The sequence below is a fragment of the uncultured Clostridium sp. genome (genome assembly GCF_947072515.1).
In the GTDB taxonomy this organism is placed as follows: Bacteria; Bacillota; Clostridia; order Clostridiales; family Clostridiaceae; genus Clostridium.
In genome coordinates, this window is sequence record NZ_CAMTIG010000045.1 from 1 (window position 1) to 26,766 (window position 26,766).

A 26,766-nucleotide genomic window follows, 5' to 3' on the forward strand; every position below is an offset into this window, starting at 1 on the left:
AAATCTCTATTACCTTTTAACTAACTTCATTATCTTCTTAACAGCTTTAGTTCCTATTAAATCTTCTGTCATTTGTGCTAATGCACAATCTATATCACACCACTCAATTCCTTCAACTTCTTCTGATTTTTTTATTTCACCTTTATCATAGAAAGCTATAAATGTAAGCATTAATAAATCACAATCTTTAACATAATCTGATCCTAAATACTCTATATCTTTAATTTCTATCCCTGCTTCCTCAAGGACTTCTCTATATACAGTTTCTTCAACATTCTCATTTTGACCTACATATCCAGATATTAAAACTTTAGAGTTTTTAAATATATAGCTTTGTTTTAGCAGTAATATTTTATTGTCTTTTATAACGCCTACTACTACACATGGTTTAGGGGTATCAAAAAACATTTTATCATCATGGGCACAGTATGGCACCCCACCTTCGTCCCAACTATATTTTTCTTCTAATTCTCTCCCACATAATGGGCAATATTTAAATTTCACTGTTTTTCTCCTTTCTTAAATTTTATAAATTTAATTTTATCTCTTTATCTAAGGTTATTTCTTTTTCCGTTACAATACAAGAATAAACAAATATATCTACACCCTTTTCCTTTGCATATCTTAATGCTTCTCCAAAGGCTGGATCATTTTTATCATTTGATGTAAATTCTTTCATATTCTCCATTTGTAATAAAAATAGAACCCCTGCTCCCATTCCTTCTTCTTTTACATCAACTAATTCTAGAAGATGTTTTCTTCCTCTATCTGTTGGTGCATCTGGAAAGCTTGCAAATCCATTTTCTTCCAACGTAACTCCTTTTACTTCTAAATAATATATTTCTCCATTTTCTTTTGCTAATTTAAAATCGAATCTACTTTTACCATAAGTTTTCTCTCTTAATATATCTGTATATTCTTTTAACTTTCCTATTTTTTTATTTATTAAAGCTTCTAGTACTACTTTATTAGGAATTTGAGAATCTATGTTTATTAAGCTTCCATTTTTATAAGCTCCTATTAAATCATATGCTGTTTTTCTCGTCATATTATCTTCTTTTCTTAAAAGAATTTTTGTTCCTACCGTTAATATTTCTTTACATCTTCCAGTATTAGGAACATGTACAATTTCTTCTTTGCCATCTATTTTAACTAATGCATTAAATCTGTTTGGTCTATCTATAAATTCCCCTATTACTATTTCTTTTCCATATTCCATATTTTCTCCCTCTAGTTATCAACACTTTCCACAGGTATTATCCACAGCCATGTTGATACTTTCAATATTTTTCGACATCATTTCTTTTATAATTTTACCCTATCTTATTTTTTTCTACAACCTACACTATTTTGTTTGTCGAACAACCTTTCCCCTCATATATTGTGTACACTTCTTTTATTTAGATCTCTATTTCATCTCTATTTTTATCCACAATTTTTCCAAGTTATCCACATTGTTTCATAGAATGGCTATATTGCTAGTTTTAGCTTGTGCATAACTAATTGTGCATTTTTTCTTTTGATATCTTTTTCATTTACCATTTTTTACTTTATTAAGTTTTTATCCACCTCTTTCTTCTCTTATATTTTAGTTGTAAAATTATATTATTATATCTTTTAAAGAGGTGAATTTATATTGAAAGAAAAATTTATTATTTTATCTTTTGATGCTATTGGTAATACTGATTTTAATAATTTAATCAGTCTTCCAAACTTCAAAAGTTTTTTAAATGATTGTAGCTACTCTAATCAAGTTACATCAGTTTATCCATCTTTAACCTACCCTGCTCATACAAGCATTTCTACTGGAAAACTACCTGTAAATCATGGTGTTACTAATAATATATTAATTCAGCCTGAACGGCTAACTCCAGACTGGTTTTGGTATAGAAAATATATCAACGGCACAACTATTTATGATGCAGCTAAAACTTTAGGATTTAGAACCTGTAGCCTTCTATGGCCTGTAACAGGAAAAGCAAAATCAATAGATTTGAATCTTCCCGAGATATTTCCTAATCGAAAATATCATAATCAAATATTAACCTCAGCTTTAAGTGGCTCTGCACTTTTCCAAGCACGTTTAGAATCACGTTATGGAAAACTTCGGAAAGGATTCGAACAACCTTATTTAGATAATTTTACTTTTAGTTCTTTAATGCATGTTTTAAATAACGATTTAGCTGATTTTATATTAGTTCATTTAACTGATACTGATGCTCATAAACATATTTTTGGCTGTAATAATCCCCATATCTTTCAGTCCTTAAAAAGACATGATAATCGCTTAGGCATAGTTTTAAACTTTTTAAAGGAACATAATATTTATGAGAATTCAACATTAATCTGTTTAGGTGATCATAATTTAAAGGATGTTCAATATGGAATTAAATTAAATCGTCTTTTCGTAGAGCATAATTTAATAACTTTAGATAATGATAAAATAATAGATTTTAAAGCTTATTCAAATTTTTGTGATGGATCAGCTTATATTTATGTAAATGATAAATCTTATATAAAGCAAATATATAATCTACTTAAAGATTTTTCCCATAACAATAATAATTGTATTAAAGAAATTCTCTGTACAAAGGAAGCAGAAGAAATGGGAGCTAGCAATAAATGTACCTTTATGGTAGAAGCTAAGGAAGGCTATTACTTTATAAATGATTATACAGAAAATATTATTGAAAGCACTGATAATAATCTTTCTAAAGCAACTCATGGCTATAATCCAAATAGTAGTGATTATAAAACATTATTCTTTTGTAAATCTCCTAAAGTGAAGAAAAACTTTAATATAGGTCCTATGAATCTCATGGATGAAGGAGCAACTATTTTTGAACTTTTAGATTATGATATTACTGATATAGATGGTAAAATTTTAAATCAAATATTTATTTAAGTATATTTACACCTTCCTTTTATAAAACTATTTATTGAAAGGAAGGTGTTTTTTATGAATGATTTAAATATTTCTAAAGTTTTAACTAATAATGGCGTAACAATTGCATATGAATTATCTAATGGAAGACAAATCACTTTAGAGAATGCAGTTGAGTTAGTTAAAAATGGTTCTCTAAAAAATCTATCAATTAGTAAAAATTCATTAGGTCAAGATATCTTAATAGCTTCATCAGGCTCTCCTTATTTTGAAAATATCCCCTTTGAAAATATAAATAAACCATCAGACTAGTCCCTCTAATTCCCAGTATATAATTTCTTAGCTTGCACATAATATTAATGTAAATCAAAAGTACATTTTTAGAAATACAACTTTCTAAAATACTACTATAAGAATTTACAAACTTATATTTGGAGGTGCTTGATATGCCAAGAGGAAAAAAATCAACTAGTTCTTGTTCTGTATCAAAAGTTATGGAAAAACAAGGTAAAATAGCTGGGTATGAACTTTCTAATGGTAAAGTTGTAGATGTTCAAGAAGCTGTACAAATGGCTAATGATGGGAAACTATCCGGAGTTATTGTATCAACAATGCCTAACGGAAAAGATTGTTTAAGAAGTGCTAAAGATGGCAATCCAAAGAACAACTTAAGTAATTTACCACATGAACAAATGTAGCCCCCAAATGAACTATAAAGTACTCTCTTTATAGAAAAAGTAAAACTCATAGCATTCGCTATGAGTTTTATTATTATGAATTTATATTTTTTTCTATTATCCCATCTAGTTCATTTGCAACTTTCTCATTAACAGTTTCAGCAGTATAATTATTTTCAAAATTATTTACTAATATGCCGCCAGTTTTGCTAATTCTAACATCACCAATAATATTACCTTTTTCATCTTTAAGTTCTATGTAATATTTATTTTGCCCTGGAACATTACATCCTGAATGTTCCTTTTCTTCAGAGTCATTTTTTATATTTATATTATTTAATCCATCTAAAAAATTATTTACTCCATCTGCATCGGTAACTTCTACACTTTTCTTAGTAACATCATTTGTAACCATTAAGGATGTTATATGAAGTTTATCTAAGCCACTTTGATTAAATACCCCATCTCTTTTATTACACCCAACAAATACTCCTACTATTAATATACAAACAGCAAGAAATACTATCTTTTTCTTCATAAAATCCCCCCTTTTATTCAATTATACCCCATTATTTTACATTTTTCTACATTTAATTCAATATTTCTGTTGAGTTTACACCACCTAATATGGCTTTTATTACTTCATCATCATTTTGAATTATCCAATTTCCGCTTTCTCTCTTCATTTTAACTTCTACATTAGTTCCAATTACATTAGTAATATTACTCCCAATAGCATTTGCAAATGCATTACTGTACTGTGCTGATAAATAATTTCCATTTAAATTACTATCTTGTATTGTTTGGCTATTTATCCCTAATCCATTTACACCATTTTGAAAAGAATTTTCTATTTCATTTCCATTTAACGAATAAACTGTTGCCTCTATTATTGTGTCCCCATCTTCTTTTTTAGTTCCATTAATAGTCACTCTGACTTCTTTAAACCACTCTTTCATAGCGTCTTGTCTAGTATTATCATATCCTTGAATTTGAGTGAATAATTTTGTTAAATCTCCATTTTGACTAGTATAGCTTTCTGCTCCATTCAAGCTATATTTATTTATATTTCCTATAAAACTTTTAAAACTCGATACTGCAGAGCTCGTTCTATTCATATATAAATAGCTTCCTCCAATAGCTATAATCACTATAACTATTATTCCTATTATCCATTTCTTCACTTATTTTTCCCCTTTTCTTATGTTTACTAATAATCATTATATCACCTAATATCTTTTTTTATTTTAATTTATAAAAATTGTATATATTTTCATAAAATCTTTCACACTTTGGAACTTTATTAATACATATATTAATATAACCTTTTTAGGAGTGATTTTATGATTGGAGATTTAACTTCTAACATAACTATTGAAATGAACACTCAGCTTCTTCCACCAGCTGTTCTTAGTTCAAATGTATCAACAAATTATTATACCCATGTGAAAGAATGTCGTTTAATTCAAAATAACATTGTGATTTTAGGAATATTAATACAAGAAGTAACTTATAAAGGATTTGATTTTTCTTCTAAAGTAACAACAAATACACTTACAAACGAACAAGAATTCTCTATATCAGTTCATGTTGAAGATTATGTTTTAGGTGAAAGATCACATATTCCATCTTCTGCTATCTTTTTAAGTGCCCACTCTGTTGACGATACGCTCTCTGGAATTGGCATTTATCATAGAAGCTTTGAACATGTTGCTTTTAATCTCAATTCAACTATTCTTATAAATGCTACTATAAATTTAAAAGATTCTTGCGATCGTGAGCTAGATCCTATTCATATTTATACACCTCAATTAAATAGTCTTTTCACTAAAAATGTTACACTTTCTTTAAAACCATGTATCCAAAACTATGGTTTGTCTGCTTTAAATGTTAAAAGATTCTTTATAGCAGAAACTTCTCGTACTTTTAGCGAAACACTGTTATGTAATTGTTGTATTTTATATTCATTTTTTAATGTACAAAATGAATTAATTGGCTCTGAAAAATATCCTTTTAAATTTGTTCTTCATTCTCCTTTAATTAATTCTACTGAAAATTATGTAGTTATGGGTGCTGATATTTTAGGTGTATTAGAATCTAATACATCTAATAATTGTTCAACACTTTCTGAATCCTTATCTTTAGTACTTTCTACTCAAAGAATTAAGTAAAAATTAGTATTATTCATTCAAATATTTTTAAAAGGGGGTATTCCCCTTTTTTTATTTTTTTTAATATTATTATATTTTAATTTGTATTATGGTTTCTTTTTTTATATAATTTAGTTAATTAATCTTTTAGGAGGTTATGATTTGCATAAATTTATATGGGCTTATATTATATTAATAAACTTGATTGGACTTCTAACTATGTTTATTGATAAAAGAAAAGCAATTAATCACAAATGGAGAATTAGCGAGGCTTATCTTTTAGCACCCTCTATTTTAGGTGGTGGATTTGGTTCTTGGATTGGAATGTATTTTTTTAGACATAAAACTACGAGAATAAAATTTAATCTTGGTATACCATTAATAATTTTTTTTCAAGTAGTATGCATCGTATATTTCTTTAGATAAAAAGGATACCTCAAGCTATATACTTGAGCTATCCTTTTTATATTTTCCTTTATTTTTACCATCTTCTTTTGGTAATTTAGGTTCGAATTCATCTCTTATGTTCTTCAAGTTTCCATATACCGTAACTTTATCATAAACTTCAAATTTATAATCTGCTGAAGGAAATTTAATAAATAAATCTCCTTTATCTATATTCAATACATCTATTTCTCTATCCTTAAGATTACTATCTATTATGGTTTTTCCAATTAATCTACTACTTTTACTAATATACACTTCATATATTCCATATCCATTTGAACTCGTTAAAAGATTTGATTTTTTAGTATTTATTCTTTGCCATAATTTTGATTTTACTATTTTAGCTTCTATTGTATTTTCTACTTTTTCAAGCAAAGATAACTTATGAAAGAAAAATGCAACAAATATAAATAATATTACTATTACAAAGAAACCGATACTTGTTACAGTATCTGATAGCATACTTACAAAAAAAGAAATAAATGTTGCTGTACTTACATAACTAAAAATCATAAGCCAACTTGCAAGTCTTCTTCTTATTGGATGCTGTGCTATCATTTCACTTTCCCTCGTTGTAAATCCAGTACTTGATAGTAAGGATATAACTTGAAATCTCGCTTTGTATATGGGCATTCCAGTCATTCTAAAAAGAATTGAAAAGAAATCTATTACTAATAGAAATATCGTCATAAAAAGTATGAATGTTAAAATTAAAACCATAAAGCTTTCTCCTCTTCTCTTACATAAGTGGTGCAAAAACTCTAAATAATGATCTTAGTATTCTCATTGCTACACTAACATTCTTAGCCATTTCTAAAGTTATAGGTGTACATATTTTTAATGTTTCTAAATAATCCTCTTTAATTTGGAGTATTGATTTAGTTTTATATAACCACACTCCACATTCAAAGTGTAAATAAAGACTTCTATAATCAAAGTTTATACTTCCAACAGTTCCTACTTCATCATCAGCAACTACCGTTTTAGAATGTATAAATCCTGGTGTGTATTCGTAAATTTTAACACCATACTCTATTAATTGTGCATAATATGATTTAGTCATCATATGTGCATACCATTTATCTTCAATATGTGGGGTTATTATTCTTACATCTACACCACTTTTTGCTGCTAAGGTAAGTGCTGTTACTAATTCATTATCAATTATTAAATATGGAGTACTTATATATACATAATCTTTTGCTTTATTTATTATATTTAAATATACATTTTCCCCAACAATCTCATTATCTAATGGGCTATCTCCATAGGGCTGAACGTATCCTTCCTCTACAGCATATTCTTTTTTGCAGCCATCCCATCTAAATTTTTCATAATCAACTTTTGTTTTACTCTCATAACTCCACATTTGGAGAAACATTACTGTTAAATTCCAAACTGCTTCACCTTTTATCATTATTCCAGCATCTTTCCAGTGACCAAACTTAACAATCTCATTTATATATTCATCAGCTAAATTTATTCCTCCAGTAAATCCAGTATGCCCGTCAATTACTGTTATTTTTCTATGATCTCTATTATTTAGTACTATAGATAAAAATGGAACAAATTTATTGAATGCATGACATCTTATTCCCTTTTTTCTTAAATATTCGTCATATTTATAAGGTAATGTTCTTAAACAACCTAAATCATCATATAACATTCTTACATCTACGCCTTCTTTTACTTTTCTTTCTAGGACATCTAAAATTGCATCCCACATTTTTCCTTCATGAATTATAAAATATTCCATAAATATGTATTTTTCTGCTTTTTCTAGTTCTTCTATTAGTTTCTCAAAATATTTTTCTCCTGGAGATAAGTAGTCTGTACATGTATTTTTATAAACTGGTGCCAAAGCATATTTACTTGTATATTTTGCTTGACCTGCTATTCTTTTGTCCTCTTTTTCTAGTTCTTCCATTATTTTCTCATCTTGTATGGAGACTTTCAGCGCTTCATTATATGCTCTTTCTATTTTTTTTCTAAATCTTAAATTAATTTTTTTCCCACCAAAAATTAAATATAACAATCCCCCAAAAATAGGAAAAATAAGTACAGGTATTGCCCATGCTAATTTATAAGATGGATTATCTCTTCTACTTACAATATAAACAACTACAATTCCACTTATTATAAGAAGCGGAATATATATATATATAAATGCTTCTGCTAATTGCCATATTGCAAATATTAAGATAACTAATTGGAATAGTAATAATAACCCAACTATCCCTAACCTACTTAATATCAATCCAAATATTTTTCGTATTTTTCGCATTATTAACTCCTTCAATTTCTATTCACTTATATTTTAATACATTATTTTTCACTTATACAACATTTAATAATATATTTTAGTTATTTGTGTAAATTTTTATTATACCTTTTAACATCTTTATTGTAAAATCAGAAAAAATCCCCATTGGTTATACGCAAATGATAAATTCATTTGTGTATAGCAAATAGGGACTCTCTTAAGTCTTCAGAATATTAGTTAATTCTTATAAAGTCATTTTACCATAATTTTCTTAGTTTTTTACATTATTTATTTCTTTTTACAATTTGTTATTATTATTAATATTTAGTTTTCAAAAAAATATTTATCTTTTTTTAAACCCAATCTACCTATATAAAAAATATCAATATATTTTTTATATAAATATTTTAATCTATAAAAAAATTTTCTTAAGAAAAGTTAAGATTTCTTATTGTTTCCTTAATTAAAGACTAGTAATATTGCTAAACTTACTATTAGTTTATATACTAAATTTAAGGGAATTGAAAATATAAGGAGGGCTATATTTTTGACTAAAAAAGATTTTTTTAATACTTTAACTAACGGCTTAAAAGATTTACCACCAGATAAAGTATCTGATATTTTATTTGATTATCAAGATTATTTTATCTCTAAAAAAGATACACTTTCAGAAGAAGAACTAATTTCTTCTCTTGGCTCTATTGATGATATTATAAGTCATTACCATGAAGAATATTATCAAACAGCTGAGGATTTTACTGATGAATTTCCTGCTATAACACAGGAGCATATAGATAATTTCAATAAAAATTCTAATATAAATAACTCTAAAGAACAGATTAAATATGATAAACCAGAAGATTCTTCTTCTAAATCTAATAAAGCGAAGGTTTTTTCAAATAATCATAAATCTAAGGGAAAAACCACTAATAAATCTAAAACTGAAAAATCTGAAAATCATTCAACTAATAACATCCCCTATGAAAAAGGAATCTCTAAGAAGAAAACTTTTCTTGGCTATTTGTTTTCTCTACCCCTATTAGCAATTACCCTTCCTATTGGTTTTGCTTTAGGACTTGCTTCTTTTTCAGTATATATTGCATTTATTTTACTTGCTTTTTCTATAGGACTAACTATATTTTGTATCTCTTTAGTTCCTTTAGGTGTAGGCTTTGCTGGACTTATTACTATGGTGGCAAAATCTTTTGGAACTATGTTTTTTACTAATATTCCAAAGTTTATTTTAGATTTTCCAAGTGCTTTTATTGTTTTGCTTTCCATATCACTTATTTTTTTAAGTATAGGAATATTCAGCTTAGGAGTATCTTATTTTAAATCTACTAAAAAAAGTATTCTCTCTATTTCATCTAAAATGTTAAACATAGTTTTTAAGAGAGGAGAGAATTATAATGAAGCTTAATATTTTCAAAAAAAATAATTTTTTCAGATTAGGTATAGCATCACTTTTTCTATCATTTTTATTTTTTCTAATCTCTATTTTTTCTCTTTCTTTTACTGATTATAAACTTTCAAACTACTCTAAAGAATTGAAAGAAAGATTTAATTTAGATTATCAAACTGTATTTAACTTTGATTATTGGTTTGCCTCATATTATGATTATACAAATGATTCTATCCCCGTTAGCAATATTGACAAGCTTATTATTCAAGCTCCTAATACAAATATCTATTTAAATTATGATGAATCAGATACCATTAGCTATAGTTATGATGCTAAAATGAATATTTCTAATTCAATAAATAATTTAGCTGAATATAAATATTTACCTAATACTCAAACTGGGGTACTAACTATAAATGATTCTTCATCTTCAATATATGAATCAAGCCTATATCTTAATATACCTAATTCTTTTAAAAAGAATGTTGTTGTTCAAGCCTTCAAAGAAAATATATTTTCCTCAATAGAGAATTTAACCATAGAAGAACCTAAAAGTTCAAATAAAAAATAGGTATATTTGTAATTACAAATATACCTATTTTTTTATCCTTTAGTTACTTCTACTGAACCATCTAAATAAACTTTTCCAACTATTGGCTTACTTGGCTTACTATGATCCATCATATCAGCTGTGCTTATTGAGAAGTTATAGAATGGTTTTCCAGCATTTTTATCCTGCGGTTTATTATCTTGTGTTTTATTATCTGTTTTATTATTATTTGCATTATTTTGAGCTTGTGGTTGTGGTTGCACTACCCCTTCAGTTAATGTTATAAACATTGTATCTTTATCTGGTGTTAAAGAATTATCTTTTGCTTTACACATAAATAATCCTCCACTTTGTGCATTCTTATACCCAATTTTCCCATTATTATCAGTTTGTTGTACTGGGAATACATATTGATAAGTACTTCCTGTAGCTGTCTTTAATGCATCATTTGCTAATTTTTCTAATTGTGCATTTTTCTCAGCTAATATTTTTGATGCAGCTTCCATATTAAAGAATACTCCTTGATTATATATTAATAATCCACCTTTTCCGTTTTGAATTATTTCATGTTCATAATCATCCTTATCTCCAACATTTATAAAGTATGGAGTTCCTGTAGTAATTCCTACATTTGAAAGACTAGTTTTATATACCGTTTCAAACATACTTTCATTAGTTTGATTAACTTCATAGTATGGATTATTTATATTTGCATTAGTATACGTGTTTCCATTTATTGCATTAGTTCCATTATACTTTATTGAAAATCCATTTGCTTCAATATTAACTTGTGAGCCAATCATATTATTCTTTAATGTATTTAAATCATCTTGACTTAATTGTATTGAAGGTGAAGTACCACTTATTCCTGTAACTATATAGTTTCCATAAAATCCTTTAAGGACTTCTGAGTTCTTTTCTCTTTGCATTTTATATTGATACGAGTTTTTATAGCTATTATCAGCATTTTGTTTTTCTTTACTTGTTATTCCATTGATTACAGCTGCTATTACTCCTATAACAATTATAATCAATACTACAACTATTCCTACAATTATCCACTTTTTCAGACTCTTTTTCTTCATTGCACTTCCTACCTTCTCCTCTAATAATCTACTTCATTAAATTTAAGTATCCGCTTTCATTCTAATTGATAATACTACTTTTATCTATTATATTTATTACTTTTTACCTAAATTTTAGATTTTATTTAAATATATCTGTATTTTTTCCTCTTGAAAAGACTAATGTTACTTCTGTGCCCATTTCATCAGAGTTTATATAAATTCCTATATTTAATTTATCGCAAAGCTTTTTACAAATATATAATCCCATACCTGTAGATTTTCCAAACTTTCTACCATTTTCCCCCGTATATCCTTTTAAGAACACTTTACTTAAATCTTCTTTTGGAATTCCAACTCCATTATCCTTTATTTTAAGTTCTATGTTGTTTTCATTCTCCACAGCTTTAATCCCAATTTCACCATTTTCACCTGTATATTTTAAAGCATTAGTTAGTATTTGATTTAAAATAAATTCAATCCATTTTTTATCACAAAAAACATCTAACTCCAGATTTTCTATACTAACTCTAATTCTTTTTAATATAAAATCCATAGAATTATTTTTCAAAGCTTTTCCTACAATTTCATTTAGCTCTATCTCAACTATTCTATAATCCTCATTTGCTTCATCTATTTTAGAATAATATAAAACTTGTTCTATCATCTTATCTATTTTTTTAAGCTCTCTATCAATTTGTTTAAGTTCATTCATACTATTATTTTCTATTATTAACTTCGATGCAGCTATAGGCGTTTTTATTTCATGCACCCACATATCTATATACTCTCGATATTCTTCCATCTTCAACCTATATGCCTTTACCTTTTCATGCATCTCTTTATTTGTCTCTCTAAGGTTATCATATATTATTTGTCCTTCAATAAAAGATGGCTTTTTTATAATTTCATAAACTAAATATTTTTCTTCTATCTCCTCTGTTGTATTTTTAATTTCTTTAAAAAAATTATTAATCTTAACGTACTCTAATATTATGTATGACATTAATGGTAAAAACCAAATTATAAAAAGTGATAAAATTATTGAACTTCCTATGTTTAAAAGTTTTAAGAAAAATACGCATATTATAAACAATACTATATTGGCTATTAATACTAGAGATTTATCTTTAAGATACCTAAGAAAACTCATGGCATTATATACCCCATTCCTCTTTTAGTTTCTATTACATTCTCTAATCCTACTTCAGCTAATTTCTTTCTTATTCTTGTTATATTTACAGATAAAGTATTATCATCTACGAAATAATCAGAATCCCATAAATATTTCATCAAATCCTCTCTTGATACTATAGCTTCTTTATTTTTCATAAGATATGTTATTATCTTTATTTCATTTTTTGTTAAATCTATTTCTTTATCATTATACGTTATAACGCCTCTTGAAAGATTTAACTTTATTCCTCTATGTTCTAGGGTATCTGAATTATTATTATTTCCCATTCCACTTCTTACAAGTAATCTTTCTATTCTAGCTAATAACACTTGTAAATTATATGGTTTTGTAACAAAATCATCTGCTCCTATATTTATACTCATTAGCTCATCCATATCGCTATTTCTACTAGTTACTATTATTATAGGCACTTGACTAAACTTTCTTATTTCACGACAAATGTGATATCCATCAAAATAAGGTAAATTTATATCTAATAAAATTAAATCCATCTCTGTATTTTCAATTTCATTTATAATATTCTCAAAATCCTTTAATATAACACCTTCATATCCATATCTTTGGATAGTTTTTAAAATCTCATCTCTTATTATTTCATCATCTTCTATTATCCCTATCTTCGCCAACGTCTTCACCTCTATATTTTAATCTTTACTTATAATTATACCCATATTTTCTAAAGCAACAATGTTATGATATAATTTACTATAATTTTATACTTAGGAGGAATTTAAATATGAAAGTTTTAACACATAAAGATTTTAACGAATCTTCTTTAAATACACATATTCTCTCTGTAATAAATAAAGCAAAAAAACTTTTAATATTTTATTTTTGTATAATCATAATTACATCGATAATCTTATTAATTTCCATTATTCCTTCAGAATCTATAAATATAGCAATTGCAATTTTAGATTTTATCGCTTTGTTATTACTTTATGATTCACTTAAATATATCCTCTCTTTGTCTAAAGCTTTAAAAGATCCTAAACTGCTTATAACTTTTAAAGGTATTCTTACATCTAAAGATAAAAGAGGAGATACATTCTATATAAAAGATAATAAATTACCTAAGCTACAAGCTTTAGATAAAAGTGAGCTTAGAAAGTTTATTAATCAAAATATAGAAATTTATATGGTTGAAAAAAAATTACTTTTTATAATCACTTAGTAAAAAGAAAAGCTGTTCATTTTAAAGTAATGCTCTTTTTAGATGCATTCTTTTTGAACAGCTTTTCTATATATCTTTATTATTTATCTAGCTTTGATTTTTATACAGCTTTCATAAATAATTTCCAATCATTATTATTTACTTTTCTTAAGACATCTTTCTTATTTCCTTCTGATAGGTGATTATATCTATAGAAATATGCCTCTTCTTTTTCCCCATTTTCTAACGTTATCTCTACTACTTCTCTTATATATTCAGAAGATATATCCCCTTCTTTATATCCTTCTAAATCGTCTAATATTTCTAAAGTATTTTCAAAATCTATAAGCTCCATTAATTCACCATTTATCCATTCATCTCCCCCGATTATTGCTGGATACCCTTTATTTTCTATGTGAAATAATTCCCCTTGTATTTTCCCAAACTCTACCTTCGAAACTTTCCCTTTTAATAATCTATTATAATTAAACATATTTTCTCTTAAACTTCCATATACAAAAACTTTTCTTAGCATATCGCGCCACCTACTTTCTTAATATCATCCCCATAAATTGTACACGCTTCTATCGCTAACTCAATCCCTTTTACTATCTCATCTAAAGACATGTATGGAACATTCTTTTTACCAATTGCTTGAATTGTTGCACATGGTATGTGAATAAATCCTGCCTTTATATTATTATATTTCTTTTCTACCATATATAGAACCCCATACATTACATGATTGCAAACAAATGTCCCCGCTGTGTTTGAAATCTCCCCCGGTATTCCATTATTATTTAAGTGTTCTACTATCCCCTTTATTGGTAATGTTGTAAAGTAAGCATTTTTTCCATCTTCCCTTATTAACTCATCTATAGGTTGGTTGCCCTCATTATCTTCAATTCTAAAATCATTTAAATTTATCCCAACTCTTTCAGGTGTTATTCCATATCTTCCTGTTGCTTGACCTATTGAAATAACTATATCTGGATTATGTTCTTTTATCTTTTCTTCTATTTTCTCTAATGATTTTTCCATTACTGTTGGTATTATAACCTTAATTACTTCTGCCCCATTGATATTTTCTGAGACTCTATTTACAGCTTCTTGTGCTGGATTTATCTTTTCTCCCCCAAATGGATCGAAACCTGTTAATAATATTTTCATTCTAAATGTGCCTCCTCTTTATCTTTTAGAGTGAATAAGTAAGAAGTAAAAGTGAAGAGGTAGTTCCCCCTGGAGTTTTTTCCCCTAAAACTCCATCTACCTTTCACCTTCTTCAACTTTTACCTATTCCCTATTTCCTATTTCCTAGAATGCTAGGAAGTACATTGCAAATATGTGTATTACTAAAAGTATAATCGCTGTTACACTTTGATGTTTTATTACTGAATACTGATTTTTACACTCTAGTAATGCTGATGGTACTATATTAAAGTTTGCTGCCATTGGTGTTAATAATGTTCCACAATATCCTGCTGTTAAAGCTAAAGCTCCAACTATTACTGGATTTCCTCCTTGTGCTAGTACAAACGGAACCCCTATTCCCGCTGTTATTACTGAGAATGCTGCAAATCCATTTCCCATTATCATCGTGAATAGTGCCATTCCTAATACATAAGCTACTACTCCAAAGAATCTGTTATCTGCTGGAACTACCCCTGATATTCCATCTGCTATAACTTGTCCTACTCCTGCTTGAGTAAATAATGCTCCTAGTGCAACTAAAAGTTGTGGTAACATTGCTGATGCTCCCATTTGATGTAAAAGTTTTGCACCATCATTTACTGCCTCTTTTGGCTTAGCTCTTGTTATAATAAATGCTCCTACTAAAGCAACTACTGCTCCTGCACCTATTGCAAATTGAGATGAATTTTTTAAATCTGATAATACCATTGAAATTATTACTGCTACGAAAGCTAATATTAATGATGGTAAGAAAATTTTATTTTTAATTCTATTTGCTGCTTTATTTGAACTTTCCTCTGTTGCTTCATCGTATTTTGCAAATACAACTTTCTTAGATAAAGTTAGTAAACTTGATATTACTAATATACCACCAACTATATTTGTTGGTAATATTTTTCCTAGTATAAAAGGTAATGCTATTAGTGTCCAAAATAATGCTGTGAAATATTTTCTATTGTCCGGAATTGTTGTTAAGGATTTAAATGCAATTACTAGCATTAACACTCCCATTATTATGTAAAATCCCTCTAATGACGTATTTATAAAGTTTTGCATTTAGATTCCTCCTTTTGCTTCAATTTCTTCTTATATTTCTTTTCTAATTTCTTATCGTAAAGTTTATTTTGAATTAATGTAATAATAAATGCTATTATCGCCATTACTATACTTGCTTTTGCTATATCTATCCCAGTTACATTGTAACCAAATTCTCCTAATGTACTTGCTATTAAAAGTACTCCTGAACTTCCTGCAAAAAGGTTTTGTCCAAAGAAATTACCATAGTTTTCTGATGCTGCTGAAAGTGCTTTTATCTTTTCTTCATCTTCTTCATCTAGATCTTCATATTTACTTTCTGCTGCTGCTTGTGCCATTGGATTTACTAATGGTCTTACAAATTGAGCTTGTCCACTTATTCTTATTGAAAGAGCTCCTGTAATTTGTCTTATTAATGTATATGCTGTAAGAACTCCACCTGTTGTAAGTTTTCCTAATTTTTTTATAAGTTCTATCGCTCTTTGTCTTAATCCATATCGTTCTAAAAGTCCTATTACCGGAAGAGTTAAAATAAATAATGATACAGCTCTGTTAGATACAAATGATTGTCCTAATACTGTTAGTATTTCATTAAAACTCATTCCTGCTACGAGGCCGGTTGAAATCCCTGCTAATAATACTGTGAATAAAGTATCTATTTTTAAAACGAATCCAAAGATTACAATTGCTATACCAATTAATTTAATCATATATCCCTCTCCTTTTCTTAGCTTGTCTGAATTTGTCTTTCCTTCTTTCTATGTTTTAATTTTATAATACTTTGTTCAAAATTGCAACATATTTTTAATACTTTGTTAACTTATTTTGTAGAAACATGCTCTTTTTTGATTTATCTTGCTATTTTAAAATCATATCTTCTTTGCATAAACCCTTTATTTAATGCACTTTTAAAAGAATTTAGTCAAACCAAGCAGTATTTCTTACCTTATTAATAATTTATTCTTTTTTTAGGAATTTAATAGTTTTATTACCTATGTTTTATAACTTTTCTTCTCTTTCACTATATTTTTATAATTGATTTTATGAATTTTCACAAAAAAATAAGACTTAATTTTAATATTAAGTCCTATCTACTATCTTTTTAAATATATTTATTATTCCACTTCTTCAGTTTCCTGCACTTCTTCAACTTCTTCTATTTCTTTAGATTTTTTAAATTTACTAATCTTTGCTCTTGCAAACATTTTATCTTCATCATTAAATTCATCTTTATATTTTTCACTTAAAACTAAGTTTTCTATTGTTAAGTCATCTCTACCTATTTGTAGTAATTTTTCTAAATGTTCTATATCACTTTTTTCTCTTATAACTTCTTTTACAGATAATAATGCCCCTTTATTATTTATCATTTGAAGAACTTTATCTAATCTAGTGTTTATTGCTAAATCTGTCTCTCTGGAAATTTCTATTATATCATTGTATAAATCAAACACCTTATTCACTCCTTTAATTCTATATCTACTATTCTATTTTATAGATTATAATTTACTTTTTATTATGATTATAATTTATTTTTTATTATATTGTTATATTTTTTTCAGTTTATTTAAACATCTTTAATAATTTTCTTTTCTATAAAGGCTACTATAATTTTTATTTAGTTATATAATTATTTATATTAACTCTAGTTATTACATATTACTAGATTAACAATACTATTGTTAAATAAAATATTTAAGGAGGTTTTAACTATGAAAGTTAGAGACACTTTTACTTGTCCTTTAGAATTATGTTTTGACGTCATTAAAGGAAAATGGAAACCAATTATTATTTGGAGGTTACGTTGCGGGAAAACATCACCAGCTCAATTACAACGTGATATAAATGGCATTACTCAAAAAATGCTTTTAGAACAATTGAAAGAGCTTGCTGATGCTAAGATGGTTGATAAAATCATTTATCCTGGTTACCCTTTAAGGGTTGAATATTTTTTAACTTCTAGAGGAGAGGAAATTTTAGAAGCTCTAAAAATAATGCAAAAAATCGGTACTGAATTATTAGTTGATCTAAAATAATTTCATTTTCTCCATTTTCAATTTATTTATAATTTTATATGTTAGCTATCATATTTTTATTTTTTAAACTTATTTTTATTAAAATTATTGAATTTAACAGTTTATGCACCTTTTATTTTCTATTTATTCATATGATAGTTGTAATATTAATATAAGGACATGTGTTTTTAATATGAAGACAACTAACATAGTTTTTATAAATATAATTGATAGATTTAGGAGGAATTTTAATGTCGAAAACAAAAGATAGTAAATACAGCTTATCCTTTTTTGGATTTTTAGTTATGATATTTTTAACTGTTTACGGATTACCTAATGGTGAACAAGTTTATTATCAAATGGGATATGCTGCAATAACATATTTAATAATAGCCGTAATTATATTCTTTGTTCCGTATTCATTCATTGTTTCGGAAATGAGTTCTGCATTTAAAGATAGAACTGGAGGAATTTTTTCATGGATGTCAGAATCAGTTAATGAAGGTTTTGGACTTGTTGGAACTTTTATTTGGTATGGTTCATTCGTTGTAATGTGGTTTTCTGCATCTTCAATTTGTATTGCGATTTCAGTTGCAATATTTGGTGTTGATACTACTTCAACTTGGAACTTATTTGGTTTGACTGCTCCAGAAATTCTAGCTATCGTAGGTGCAATTTATATGATAATTGCTGCTCTTATTACAACTAGAGGTCTAAAGAGATTATCTTTTCTTTCTAATATATCAATGGTTACTGTAGTTCTTACTCATATTTTGATTTTAGGAGGAGGTCTTTTACTATTTGCTATGTCTGGTTTTAAACCAGCTCAAGGTTTTGATTTTTCAAATATTCACTCATATTTCTATGGGCCAAACCCTGATTATGCATCATTCTTACCAGCTTTAGGTTTCTTAGTATTTGCAGTTTGTATATTTGCAGGTATGGAAAACAGTGGTGGGCTTGTTGATAAAGTTAGAAATGGTAAAAAGAATGTTCCAAGAGCAATTTTCGTTGCAACAGTTATAATTACAGTTTTATATATTGGAACTGTGTTAATATTAGGATTTATTTGTAACTGGAAAGCTACTTTTGACTCTCCTAACGTTAACTTAGCAAACTTTAGTATATACATAGTTCAAGAAGAATTTTATAGATTAGGTACTTTAATGGGATTATCAGGTAGTCAAGCTTTACTTTTAGGTCAATGGATTAACAGAGTTATAACTATAATCGGTCTAATCGGTTTAACTTCTATTCCATTAAGAGTTTATACACCTATTAAACATATGTTTGAAGGACTACCAAAAGGTATGTTCCCTGAAAAACTAAAAAAAGTAAATAAACACGGAATGCCTGTTTATGCAATATTACTTCAAACTATAGTAATAGTATTCTTTGTTTTACTATTAGGATTTGGTGGAAGCAATGTATCTGCACTATTTAATAAGATGACTCTTATGACTTTCGTTGCAAGTACAGTACCTATCTCATTTATTGTTTTTGCTTATATTAAATTTAAGCTTAACGATAATATAAAGAAAGAGTATGTTTTCTTCTCAAAGAAAGTTGGAGTAACATTTGCTACTATCTGTTTCGTAGTTGTTACATTTACTAATATCTATTCAATGATTGAACCTGCTCTTGCAGGTAATGTATCTAATACCCTTTGGGTTGCTGGTGGACCAGTATTGTTCGGAATTATCGCTTATATTCTTTACTTAAGATATAAACGTAAAAAATCTAAAGGATTATTAGATGATGACATTTCAATAATAGATATTGAATAAACAAAAAAGGATTTTTCATTTTGAAAAATCCTTTTTTTATTTAAGATGAATTTTAAATTTTATAGTACAAATTTTTGATTATGGTTTAAACTTTTTTCTATATAAATTCTATACCATAATATATATACTATTATTGCCCAAATTTTTCTACTATAATCAATTTTAGAATGTTTATGTTTTTCTAAAAGCCTTAATGCCTCTTTAGTGTTTATTTCTTTTACTGGATTATTTTCTATAATATTCTTAGCCCAATCATAAAGCTCATTTTTAAGCCACACCCTAAGTGGCACTGGATATCCTAATTTCTTTTTTTCATATACATAACTTGGTAATACATCTTTAAAAGCTTCTCTTAACATATACTTTGTTGTAAATCCATTTATTTTTTCATCTAAATTCAATTCTGATGCTATTTGAAATACTTCATTATCTAAAAAAGGAACTCTAAGTTCTAATGAATTTGCCATTGACATTCTATCTGCTTTTGATAAAATATCACCTACAAGCCATGTATTTATATCTATATACTGTCTCTTACAAACATTATCTAAGTCTTCTATCTCTCTAAAGTACCCTTTTAAAATATCTTTTAATCCATTATTTACTTTATAATTATTTATTATTTTATTTTTTTCATTTTCTTTAAAAATCTTAGCATTTCCAACATATCTATCTTTTAACTCTGTACAACCTCTCTCTATAAAACTTTTTCCTCTAACACCATTTGGTATTATCTTACTGCCTAAAAACAATGCCTTTTTTAAAGGTCTAGGAATTTTATCAAATACTTTTAAAGAGTTATCTTCTGTATAAATGTTATACCCTCCAAAGAACTCATCTGAACCCTCTCCTGATAATACCACCTTGTATCTATCACTAACGCTTCTACAGATTTGATACAATGGAATTATAGATGGATCTGCTATCGGTGTATCCATATGATATATAATTTTGGGTAAATCACGAATAAAATCATTGTGATTTAATTTTATAGCTTTAAAGTTTATTCCAAAATCTTTTGCAAATCTTTCTGCATAAGGTGTTTCATCATAGCCTTCTATATCAAAACCTATACTATATGCCGTAATATCTTTATTTATTTTCCATGCTAAATATGTGGTTATAGATGAATCTATTCCACTTGATAAAAATATCGCTACCGGTACATCTGATATCATATGTTTTTTTACCGAATCTTCTAAAGACTTATATATTGTTCTCTTTAGATTATCTTTATTTTCATGATTTATAGGATTTAATTTTATTTTTGAATATCTAGTTATTTTTACTTCTTTCTCTAATTTTTTTTCTAAAAAGCATCCTGGTGATAACGATCTTATTTCATTAAATAATGTTTTATCCTCTGGTACATATTGAACTGTCATATAACTATCTATTTCTTCTTTATTATATGTAAATTTATTATCCATCCGCATAAATGCTTTTAATTCTGAAGAAACACAAAGTCCATCTTCCGTTTGAACATAATATAAAGGTTTTATTCCAAACCTATCTCTTGTTATTAATATCTTATTGTTTTCTTTATCATATATGCATATAGAAAACATTCCTCTTAATTTCTCTATAAATTCATATCCGTATTCATTATAAAGAGAACCTATAACTTCAATTTCTGAGTTTGTTATAAAAGAATATCCCTTATGTATTAATTCATCTCTTAATTCTATGTAATTATATATCTCTCCATTAAAAACTATTATATATTTATTTTTAAAAATATATGGCTGACTACCATTTTCGATATCTATTATACTTAGTCTTCTAAATGAAAATAACACACTTTCATCTTCATAGGTTTTAAAATCATCAGGACCTCTATGACTTATTGCTTCTGCACCTTTTTCTAAGTTTATTTTATCTTTTTCAGTAATTTGTTTTTTAAATAATGTTATAAAACCACACATAAAAATTCTCCCTAATTAATCTATTTAATTAGTAATATTCCCCTATTTTCTCTTTTTTATTACATAATTCTATAATTTTCTTCATATCTAAAATTTCTTTCTAACTCAAATACTTTATTTAAATATAATTTCTTAATTTATCCATTACACTAGGATTTTATATTTTCCTATAAGCCAAAAAAAGAACTTACAAATTGTAAGTTCCTCTTCTTAATACATATCTACTCTATTCTCACCTTTATATCTTGCAAATCCACCATGTATATTTATAACTTTATATCCCATAGCATTTAATTCATCACAAGTTCTATAACTTCTTGCCCCTGAATGGCAAAGTATGTAGTATTCATCATTTTCATTTAAATATTCTTCTGGATATTGTAATAATTCATTCATTGGAACATGTTTTGCTGTAGCTAAAGTTCCTGAAAGCATTATTTCACCTTTTTCTCTTATATCTATAATATTTACCTTATCTATTAATTCATCCATCGTATTAATATCTACTTCTTTTATCATATCTTTTGTTAATTCAGCCATTTTTTCTTCCTCCAAAATTATTTATACTAAAGTAATTATTAAATAATAATATCTAATTGTCAAATTCCAAATTTTGTTTCAAATTTTAAAGCTGCCCTAAGGCAGCTTTACAGATTAAATAAATAAGTTTGATGTACTTTCCTCAGCTTCTCCTAAGTAGTACCCTACTCCACCATATTCAATTCCGTCAATTAATTCTTCCTCTTTTATTCCCATAACATCCATTGACATAGTACATGCAACTATTTTAATTCCACTTGCAATTGCTATTTCAATAAGTTCTTCTAATGATTGAACATTTTTCTTTTTCATAATTCCTCTAATCATTTTTGAACCCATACCACCCATATTCATTTTAGAAAGTCCTAGCTTTTTACTTCCTCTTGGCATCATAGCACCAAACATTTTTTCTATTGGGTTTTTACTTACACTTACTTTTTCATGCTTTCTTAAAATATTTAATCCCCAGAAAGTAAAGAACATTGTAACATCTTTCCCCATAGCTTTAGCTCCATTAGCTATTATAAATGCTGCAATAGCTTTATCTAATTCTCCACTAAATACAACCATTGTTTGCCCATTTTTCTCTTCTCTTGCTACTGCAACCTCACTATTTTCTAACTTTTTTTCTCCACCTTTTAGTATAGTTGCATTAACTATACCTCTCTCTTTTTTAACATCTAAAACTGTATTCCCAGTTTTTTTAGCCCATGCCTGAACATCTTTAAAGAATCCTACATCTGAAGCACTAGCTTTTAATATATCTCCGCCCTCTAGTTCACTCATATGCTTATTTACTTCCATTAAAGGTCCTGGACAACATAATCCTTGTAAATCGACTTCTTTAACTTTTCCTTCCTTTACAGGGTTTTCATCACATTTTATTTTACATGTTTTTTTTTCCACAAATTCTATCTCCTCAGCTTTATATCCAAAAGTTTTATATGCTTTATATCCTCCTGATAGATTTTTTACATTAAATCCATTGTTCTTTAAGATTCTTTCACCAATCCATCCTCTTACTCCAACTGCACAATAAACCCAAATTTCTTTTCCTCTATCAAGTTCATTTAATCTACTTCTTAAGCTATCTACTGGAATATGAATTGCTCCATCTATCATTCCACCTTCAACTTCTATATTTTCTCTTAAATCTACTAATATAGAATTTTCTTTATCTCTATTTTTTAAATCTTCTACATAAACTAAATTACTTAATCCTGATTCTTCATTGTCTGCTATAAATCCTGCCATGTTTGCTGGTGATTTTGCTGATAAATATGGTGGTGCATATGCAAGCTCTAATCTGCTTAAATCCTCCATAGTTCCTTTTAACATTATTACAGTACTAACTACATCAATAAACTTATCAACGCCATCAAAGCCTACACATTGAGCTCCTAAAACCTTATTATTTTCCTTTCCATAAAGAACCTTTATAGAAAGCCCTGTTGATCCTGGATAATATCCTGCATGACTATTTGGGTATAAATAAACCTTCTTATATTCAATACCTTTATTTTTTAACATTCTTTCATTGTTTCCTGTTGCTGCTGCTGTTAAATTAAACACTTTTATTATTGAAGTTCCAAGTGAGCCATTATAAGTGCTTTCTCTCCCTACAATATTATCAGCTATTATTCTTCCTTGCTTATTAGCAGGTCCTGCTAGTGGTATAAATGTAGTTTCTCCATTAACTACATCTTTTACAGCTACTGCATCTCCTCCAGCGTAAATTCCATCTTTATTAGTTCTCATAAATTCATCAACTAATATATGACCTCTATCACCAAGATTTATTCCTGTTCCTTTTAGTAATTCTGTATCTGGTACTACACCTATAGCTGAAACTACTATATCACCTTTTATGATTTTCCCACTATTAAGTTTTACCTTTATACAATCTGCTTCTTCAATAAATTCAATTACTCTATCATTTAAAGTAATACTTATATCATTTTCATTCATTTCCATTTCTAAAAGTTCAGACATTTCTGAATCAAATGGTGCTAGTATATGTGGTGCTGCTTCTACTAAATTTACATTTATTCCTCTATGACCTAAGTTTTCAGCAACCTCTATTCCTATGAATCCCCCACCTATAACTATGGCATTTTGAACATTTCCGTTATCAACTTCACTTTTTATTCCATCCATATCTTTAATATTTCTTAGCATATGAATTCTTTTACTGTCATTTCCTTTTATCATTGGGTTCATTGGTTTTGCACCTGGTGCTAAAACTAAATAATCATAAGACTCTTCATAAATTTCACCATTTTTATTTACTTTCACTTTTTTCTCATCTGGATTTATTTCTACAACTTCACTATTTACTCTTACATCCACTCTAAATCTACTATTAAATTTTTCTGGTGTTTGAAGTATTAATTTTTCTCTATCTTTTATAACTTCTCCTATATGATAAGGTAATCCACAGTTTGCAAATGATATATAATCACCTTTTTCAAAAACTACTATTTCTAAATCCTCATTTAATCTTCTAAGTCTTGCTGCTGCCGATGCTCCTGTAGCAACTCCTCCAATTATTAAAACTTTTTCTTTACTCATTGTTAATACCTCCGTTTAATTTATTTATATAAACTTATTTTCTCCATTTTTTCACTAATTATTTAATCTCTTAATCTCTTAATCTCTTAATCTCTTAATTTGTATATTCATATATTACGATATATAACTCGTAAAAGTTAATAAAGAATTTTTACAAATTCTTTATTAACTTTTTTATATTTCTAATAACTCTATAAGTTTTTCTACTCTTCCATCTATAACTTTATAATTTATTTCAAGTCCATGTCTTTCGCCTTCAATTATCTTTGCAGCTCTTAATTTTTGTAAGTGCTGTGATATTGTAGATTGTGGCATATCTAAACAGTTTTGCATAAAGCTAACATTACATTCGCCCTTTTCTAACATTCCTCTTACTATACATAGTCTTACTGGATGAGCTAAAACCTTTAAAAACTCTGCAACATCATTTAATTCCTTGTAATCATTATTCACTTTTTCTCACCTCGTTAATTACTATATCTTAATATTACGATATACTTTACTATTTGTCAATTTTATAATTATTTCCTTCGTAAAAATAGATTTCTACCCCATTATTATCCTTACCTTTAGTCCACTTACTTTGTACTATAGATTGGTTATACTGTATTATATTTAGTTTTTGATCATAATTACTTGTTTCTTTTTTTTGTAAATATATTTGAATAAAAACTATACATATTACGGCAAAAATTATTGCTACTAAGAGAAATTTTGAATTTAATCTTTTCACATGCTTGTCCCCTTAATTTTACCCCTTAAAGTCATTATTCTTTTATATATATCTTAAAACTCTTTAAATGTCAAATTTCTTTATTCTTTATCCTACTTCTAACTCCATGTGCGTAAGATTTTTTTCTTCACCAGACACCACTCTTTTGAAATCATATGCCACTTCAAATCCTAATGATTTATATAGAGATTTTGCTTTTATATTATCTTTAAATAAATCTAAACATATTTTTTCATCCTTAAATCCTTCTTTTAACTCTTTTATTCCTTCTTCTAACAGTTTCTTTCCATATCCTTTTCCTGTATGCTTTTGTGAAATATATAGTAATGAAACTTCTGGTGGATTTAAACATATGAATCCGCATATCTCTTCATCTACATCAACAACTAATATTTTCCCCTTATTAAACTTTTCAAATTTTACTCTATCTTCTTCTAACTCTATTACACCGGATAAATTTGCAGTTGCTAACTCTCTCCTTCTTCCATCCATATATAATCTTCTTACTTCTGGATAGTCTTCTTTATTATATTCTCTTATATTCATTTTGTTCCCTCTCCTTTTATTAATCTTTTGTTATGTTTAAAAAGCTATCTTAAAATACATTTTATTTTAAGATAGCTTATTTTTACGCTTTACCTTTTTTCATCTTATATAGGTTTACTAAATTAATTATAACTATTAGTCCATTGGATATTGCAACTGGATATGCTTTTATTACAATTCCATATATAACAAAAGCTATGCATCCAATAGTATTGACTACTCTTAATTTTACCATTGATGTGCATAATAATGATACTACTATTAAAGCAGATGCTAAATATCCTAACCAAACTATGATTGTATCAAACATATAATACAATTCCTCTCTTTCGTATTTTACTTTATATTAAAATACTATGCATCCCATAATATTTAATATCGTTTCGCTCTCTTAAGTGTCTTTATATTTTTTCATATTAAAAATCAATCTTTATTTTCACTTTTTTATAATCCTTTACAAACGATTACTATTACATTATATCAGCAGTCCAAAGAAATATTAAGTGTTTTTTTTAATTTACATATTTTACATTGATGATTTATTATTCTACTAATAGTTTATTTATTTTTTTATCCTTTCCCTAAGTTTTTCTCTTTATTTTAACAATTAAAAAATGACGCTTATAGCGTCATTA

Annotated in this window: 31 protein-coding genes; 10 read left to right on the forward strand and 21 right to left on the reverse strand. The window is 27.2% G+C overall.

The annotated features are described in order from the left end of the window. Window positions 1-9 precede the first annotated feature (9 nt). The gene (locus Q0W06_RS14430) at window positions 10-504 is read right to left on the reverse strand and encodes an NUDIX domain-containing protein (protein WP_297637096.1); all 495 of its coding nucleotides are present in this window, start codon (window positions 502-504) and stop codon (window positions 10-12) included. Window positions 505-526: 22 nt separating this feature from the next. After that, window positions 527-1,219 carry a DNA/RNA nuclease SfsA gene (gene sfsA, locus Q0W06_RS14435; RefSeq protein ID WP_297637099.1) on the reverse strand — a complete coding sequence of 231 codons (693 nt, stop codon included), beginning with the start codon at window positions 1,217-1,219 and terminating at the stop codon, window positions 527-529. Between the two features lie 417 nt (window positions 1,220-1,636). On the opposite strand from sfsA, the gene Q0W06_RS14440 reads away from it, so the two are divergent. The 3 genes from Q0W06_RS14440 (at window position 1,637) to Q0W06_RS14450 (ending at window position 3,582) form a co-directional block, all read left to right on the forward strand. Further along, window positions 1,637-2,905, forward strand: coding sequence for an ectonucleotide pyrophosphatase/phosphodiesterase (locus tag Q0W06_RS14440; RefSeq protein WP_297637104.1), 1,269 nt, complete (start codon window positions 1,637-1,639; stop codon window positions 2,903-2,905). Between the two features lie 54 nt (window positions 2,906-2,959). Next, window positions 2,960-3,196 (forward strand): hypothetical protein, encoded by a 237-nt coding sequence (locus Q0W06_RS14445; protein ID WP_297637106.1) that lies wholly within the window; start codon window positions 2,960-2,962, stop codon window positions 3,194-3,196. A gap of 134 nt (window positions 3,197-3,330) precedes the next feature. Further along, entirely contained in the window at window positions 3,331-3,582 is a 252-nt protein-coding gene (locus Q0W06_RS14450; protein WP_297637110.1) for a DUF3892 domain-containing protein, read from the forward strand. A 73-nt stretch (window positions 3,583-3,655) separates the two neighbouring features. Here the strand turns inward: Q0W06_RS14450 and Q0W06_RS14455 are convergent, their stop codons facing one another. Together Q0W06_RS14455 and Q0W06_RS14460 are read right to left on the reverse strand one after the other, a co-directional pair. Beyond that, complete coding sequence (locus Q0W06_RS14455; protein ID WP_297637112.1) at window positions 3,656-4,099, reverse strand: hypothetical protein; 444 nt, start codon at window positions 4,097-4,099, stop codon at window positions 3,656-3,658. Window positions 4,100-4,151: 52 nt separating this feature from the next. Beyond that, entirely contained in the window at window positions 4,152-4,745 is a 594-nt protein-coding gene (locus tag Q0W06_RS14460; RefSeq protein ID WP_297637115.1) for a hypothetical protein, read from the reverse strand. A 159-nt stretch (window positions 4,746-4,904) separates the two neighbouring features. On the opposite strand from Q0W06_RS14460, the gene Q0W06_RS14465 reads away from it, so the two are divergent. Both Q0W06_RS14465 and Q0W06_RS14470 read left to right on the forward strand, forming a co-directional pair. After that, complete coding sequence (locus Q0W06_RS14465) at window positions 4,905-5,732, forward strand: hypothetical protein (protein WP_297637118.1); 828 nt, start codon at window positions 4,905-4,907, stop codon at window positions 5,730-5,732. A 141-nt stretch (window positions 5,733-5,873) separates the two neighbouring features. Further along, window positions 5,874-6,137, forward strand: coding sequence for a DUF1294 domain-containing protein (locus Q0W06_RS14470; protein WP_297637121.1), 264 nt, complete (start codon window positions 5,874-5,876; stop codon window positions 6,135-6,137). A 15-nt stretch (window positions 6,138-6,152) separates the two neighbouring features. Here the strand turns inward: Q0W06_RS14470 and Q0W06_RS14475 are convergent, their stop codons facing one another. Next, window positions 6,153-6,878 carry a TrkA C-terminal domain-containing protein gene (locus Q0W06_RS14475; protein WP_297637125.1) on the reverse strand — a complete coding sequence of 242 codons (726 nt, stop codon included), beginning with the start codon at window positions 6,876-6,878 and terminating at the stop codon, window positions 6,153-6,155. 19 nt (window positions 6,879-6,897) lie between these two features. Further along, window positions 6,898-8,442 (reverse strand): cardiolipin synthase, encoded by a 1,545-nt coding sequence (cls, locus tag Q0W06_RS14480; RefSeq protein WP_297637128.1) that lies wholly within the window; start codon window positions 8,440-8,442, stop codon window positions 6,898-6,900. Between the two features lie 526 nt (window positions 8,443-8,968). Between cls and Q0W06_RS14485 the strand changes: the two genes are divergently transcribed. Together Q0W06_RS14485 and Q0W06_RS14490 are read left to right on the forward strand one after the other, a co-directional pair. After that, window positions 8,969-9,841, forward strand: coding sequence for a DUF1700 domain-containing protein (locus Q0W06_RS14485; RefSeq protein WP_297637130.1), 873 nt, complete (start codon window positions 8,969-8,971; stop codon window positions 9,839-9,841). Beyond that, a complete protein-coding gene (locus tag Q0W06_RS14490; RefSeq protein WP_297637132.1) occupies window positions 9,831-10,394 on the forward strand; it encodes a hypothetical protein in 564 nt (187 codons plus the stop codon). The genes Q0W06_RS14485 and Q0W06_RS14490 overlap by 11 nt, the downstream gene beginning before the upstream one ends. 32 nt (window positions 10,395-10,426) lie before the next feature. Here the strand turns inward: Q0W06_RS14490 and Q0W06_RS14495 are convergent, their stop codons facing one another. The 3 genes from Q0W06_RS14495 to Q0W06_RS14505 all read right to left on the reverse strand — a co-directional run bounded on the left by Q0W06_RS14495 (window position 10,427) and on the right by Q0W06_RS14505 (window position 13,261). After that, window positions 10,427-11,458: a hypothetical protein gene (locus Q0W06_RS14495; RefSeq protein ID WP_297637134.1), complete on the reverse strand. Its 1,032-nt coding sequence runs from the start codon at window positions 11,456-11,458 to the stop codon at window positions 10,427-10,429. A gap of 121 nt (window positions 11,459-11,579) precedes the next feature. Then, entirely contained in the window at window positions 11,580-12,590 is a 1,011-nt protein-coding gene (locus Q0W06_RS14500; protein ID WP_297637136.1) for a sensor histidine kinase, read from the reverse strand. Continuing rightward, a complete protein-coding gene (locus Q0W06_RS14505; protein ID WP_297637138.1) occupies window positions 12,587-13,261 on the reverse strand; it encodes a response regulator transcription factor in 675 nt (224 codons plus the stop codon). The genes Q0W06_RS14500 and Q0W06_RS14505 overlap by 4 nt, the downstream gene beginning before the upstream one ends. Before the next feature lie 110 nt (window positions 13,262-13,371). On the opposite strand from Q0W06_RS14505, the gene Q0W06_RS14510 reads away from it, so the two are divergent. Then, window positions 13,372-13,809 (forward strand): hypothetical protein, encoded by a 438-nt coding sequence (locus tag Q0W06_RS14510; RefSeq protein WP_297637140.1) that lies wholly within the window; start codon window positions 13,372-13,374, stop codon window positions 13,807-13,809. Between the two features lie 100 nt (window positions 13,810-13,909). Here Q0W06_RS14510 and Q0W06_RS14515 read toward each other — a convergent pair whose 3' ends face one another. The 5 genes from Q0W06_RS14515 to Q0W06_RS14535 all read right to left on the reverse strand — a co-directional run bounded on the left by Q0W06_RS14515 (window position 13,910) and on the right by Q0W06_RS14535 (window position 17,468). Continuing rightward, the gene (locus tag Q0W06_RS14515) at window positions 13,910-14,323 is read right to left on the reverse strand and encodes a gamma-glutamylcyclotransferase family protein (protein ID WP_297637142.1); all 414 of its coding nucleotides are present in this window, start codon (window positions 14,321-14,323) and stop codon (window positions 13,910-13,912) included. Further along, window positions 14,317-14,958 (reverse strand): pyroglutamyl-peptidase I, encoded by a 642-nt coding sequence (gene pcp / locus Q0W06_RS14520; protein WP_297637145.1) that lies wholly within the window; start codon window positions 14,956-14,958, stop codon window positions 14,317-14,319. The genes Q0W06_RS14515 and pcp overlap by 7 nt, the downstream gene beginning before the upstream one ends. 144 nt (window positions 14,959-15,102) lie before the next feature. Further along, entirely contained in the window at window positions 15,103-16,035 is a 933-nt protein-coding gene (locus Q0W06_RS14525; protein ID WP_297637148.1) for a DUF979 domain-containing protein, read from the reverse strand. Beyond that, window positions 16,020-16,721 carry a DUF969 domain-containing protein gene (locus Q0W06_RS14530; protein ID WP_366516792.1) on the reverse strand — a complete coding sequence of 234 codons (702 nt, stop codon included), beginning with the start codon at window positions 16,719-16,721 and terminating at the stop codon, window positions 16,020-16,022. The genes Q0W06_RS14525 and Q0W06_RS14530 overlap by 16 nt, the downstream gene beginning before the upstream one ends. Window positions 16,722-17,129: 408 nt before the next feature. Continuing rightward, the gene (locus Q0W06_RS14535) at window positions 17,130-17,468 is read right to left on the reverse strand and encodes a hypothetical protein (protein ID WP_297637154.1); all 339 of its coding nucleotides are present in this window, start codon (window positions 17,466-17,468) and stop codon (window positions 17,130-17,132) included. 258 nt (window positions 17,469-17,726) lie between these two features. On the opposite strand from Q0W06_RS14535, the gene Q0W06_RS14540 reads away from it, so the two are divergent. Both Q0W06_RS14540 and yjeM read left to right on the forward strand, forming a co-directional pair. Then, window positions 17,727-18,050 (forward strand): helix-turn-helix domain-containing protein, encoded by a 324-nt coding sequence (locus tag Q0W06_RS14540; protein WP_297637157.1) that lies wholly within the window; start codon window positions 17,727-17,729, stop codon window positions 18,048-18,050. Window positions 18,051-18,280: 230 nt separating this feature from the next. After that, window positions 18,281-19,816, forward strand: a complete 1,536-nt coding sequence (yjeM, locus tag Q0W06_RS14545) for a glutamate/gamma-aminobutyrate family transporter YjeM (protein WP_297637160.1) — start codon at window positions 18,281-18,283, stop codon at window positions 19,814-19,816. 59 nt (window positions 19,817-19,875) lie between these two features. Here yjeM and asnB read toward each other — a convergent pair whose 3' ends face one another. The 7 genes from asnB to Q0W06_RS14580 form a co-directional block, all read right to left on the reverse strand. Next, entirely contained in the window at window positions 19,876-21,741 is a 1,866-nt protein-coding gene (asnB, locus tag Q0W06_RS14550; protein WP_297637163.1) for an asparagine synthase (glutamine-hydrolyzing), read from the reverse strand. A gap of 210 nt (window positions 21,742-21,951) precedes the next feature. Beyond that, the gene (locus Q0W06_RS14555) at window positions 21,952-22,281 is read right to left on the reverse strand and encodes a rhodanese-like domain-containing protein (protein ID WP_297637166.1); all 330 of its coding nucleotides are present in this window, start codon (window positions 22,279-22,281) and stop codon (window positions 21,952-21,954) included. A gap of 114 nt (window positions 22,282-22,395) precedes the next feature. Next, window positions 22,396-24,852, reverse strand: a complete 2,457-nt coding sequence (locus Q0W06_RS14560) for a DsrE/DsrF/DrsH-like family protein (protein WP_297637169.1) — start codon at window positions 24,850-24,852, stop codon at window positions 22,396-22,398. A gap of 174 nt (window positions 24,853-25,026) precedes the next feature. After that, on the reverse strand, window positions 25,027-25,305 hold the full coding sequence (locus tag Q0W06_RS14565; RefSeq protein ID WP_297637172.1) for a metalloregulator ArsR/SmtB family transcription factor: 279 nt from the start codon (window positions 25,303-25,305) through the stop codon (window positions 25,027-25,029). A gap of 49 nt (window positions 25,306-25,354) precedes the next feature. Beyond that, window positions 25,355-25,585: a hypothetical protein gene (locus Q0W06_RS14570; protein ID WP_297637175.1), complete on the reverse strand. Its 231-nt coding sequence runs from the start codon at window positions 25,583-25,585 to the stop codon at window positions 25,355-25,357. A gap of 87 nt (window positions 25,586-25,672) precedes the next feature. Further along, the gene (locus Q0W06_RS14575; protein ID WP_297637177.1) at window positions 25,673-26,131 is read right to left on the reverse strand and encodes a GNAT family N-acetyltransferase; all 459 of its coding nucleotides are present in this window, start codon (window positions 26,129-26,131) and stop codon (window positions 25,673-25,675) included. Between the two features lie 82 nt (window positions 26,132-26,213). Then, window positions 26,214-26,441 (reverse strand): YgjV family protein, encoded by a 228-nt coding sequence (locus Q0W06_RS14580; RefSeq protein ID WP_297637179.1) that lies wholly within the window; start codon window positions 26,439-26,441, stop codon window positions 26,214-26,216. Window positions 26,442-26,766: the final 325 nt, after the last annotated feature.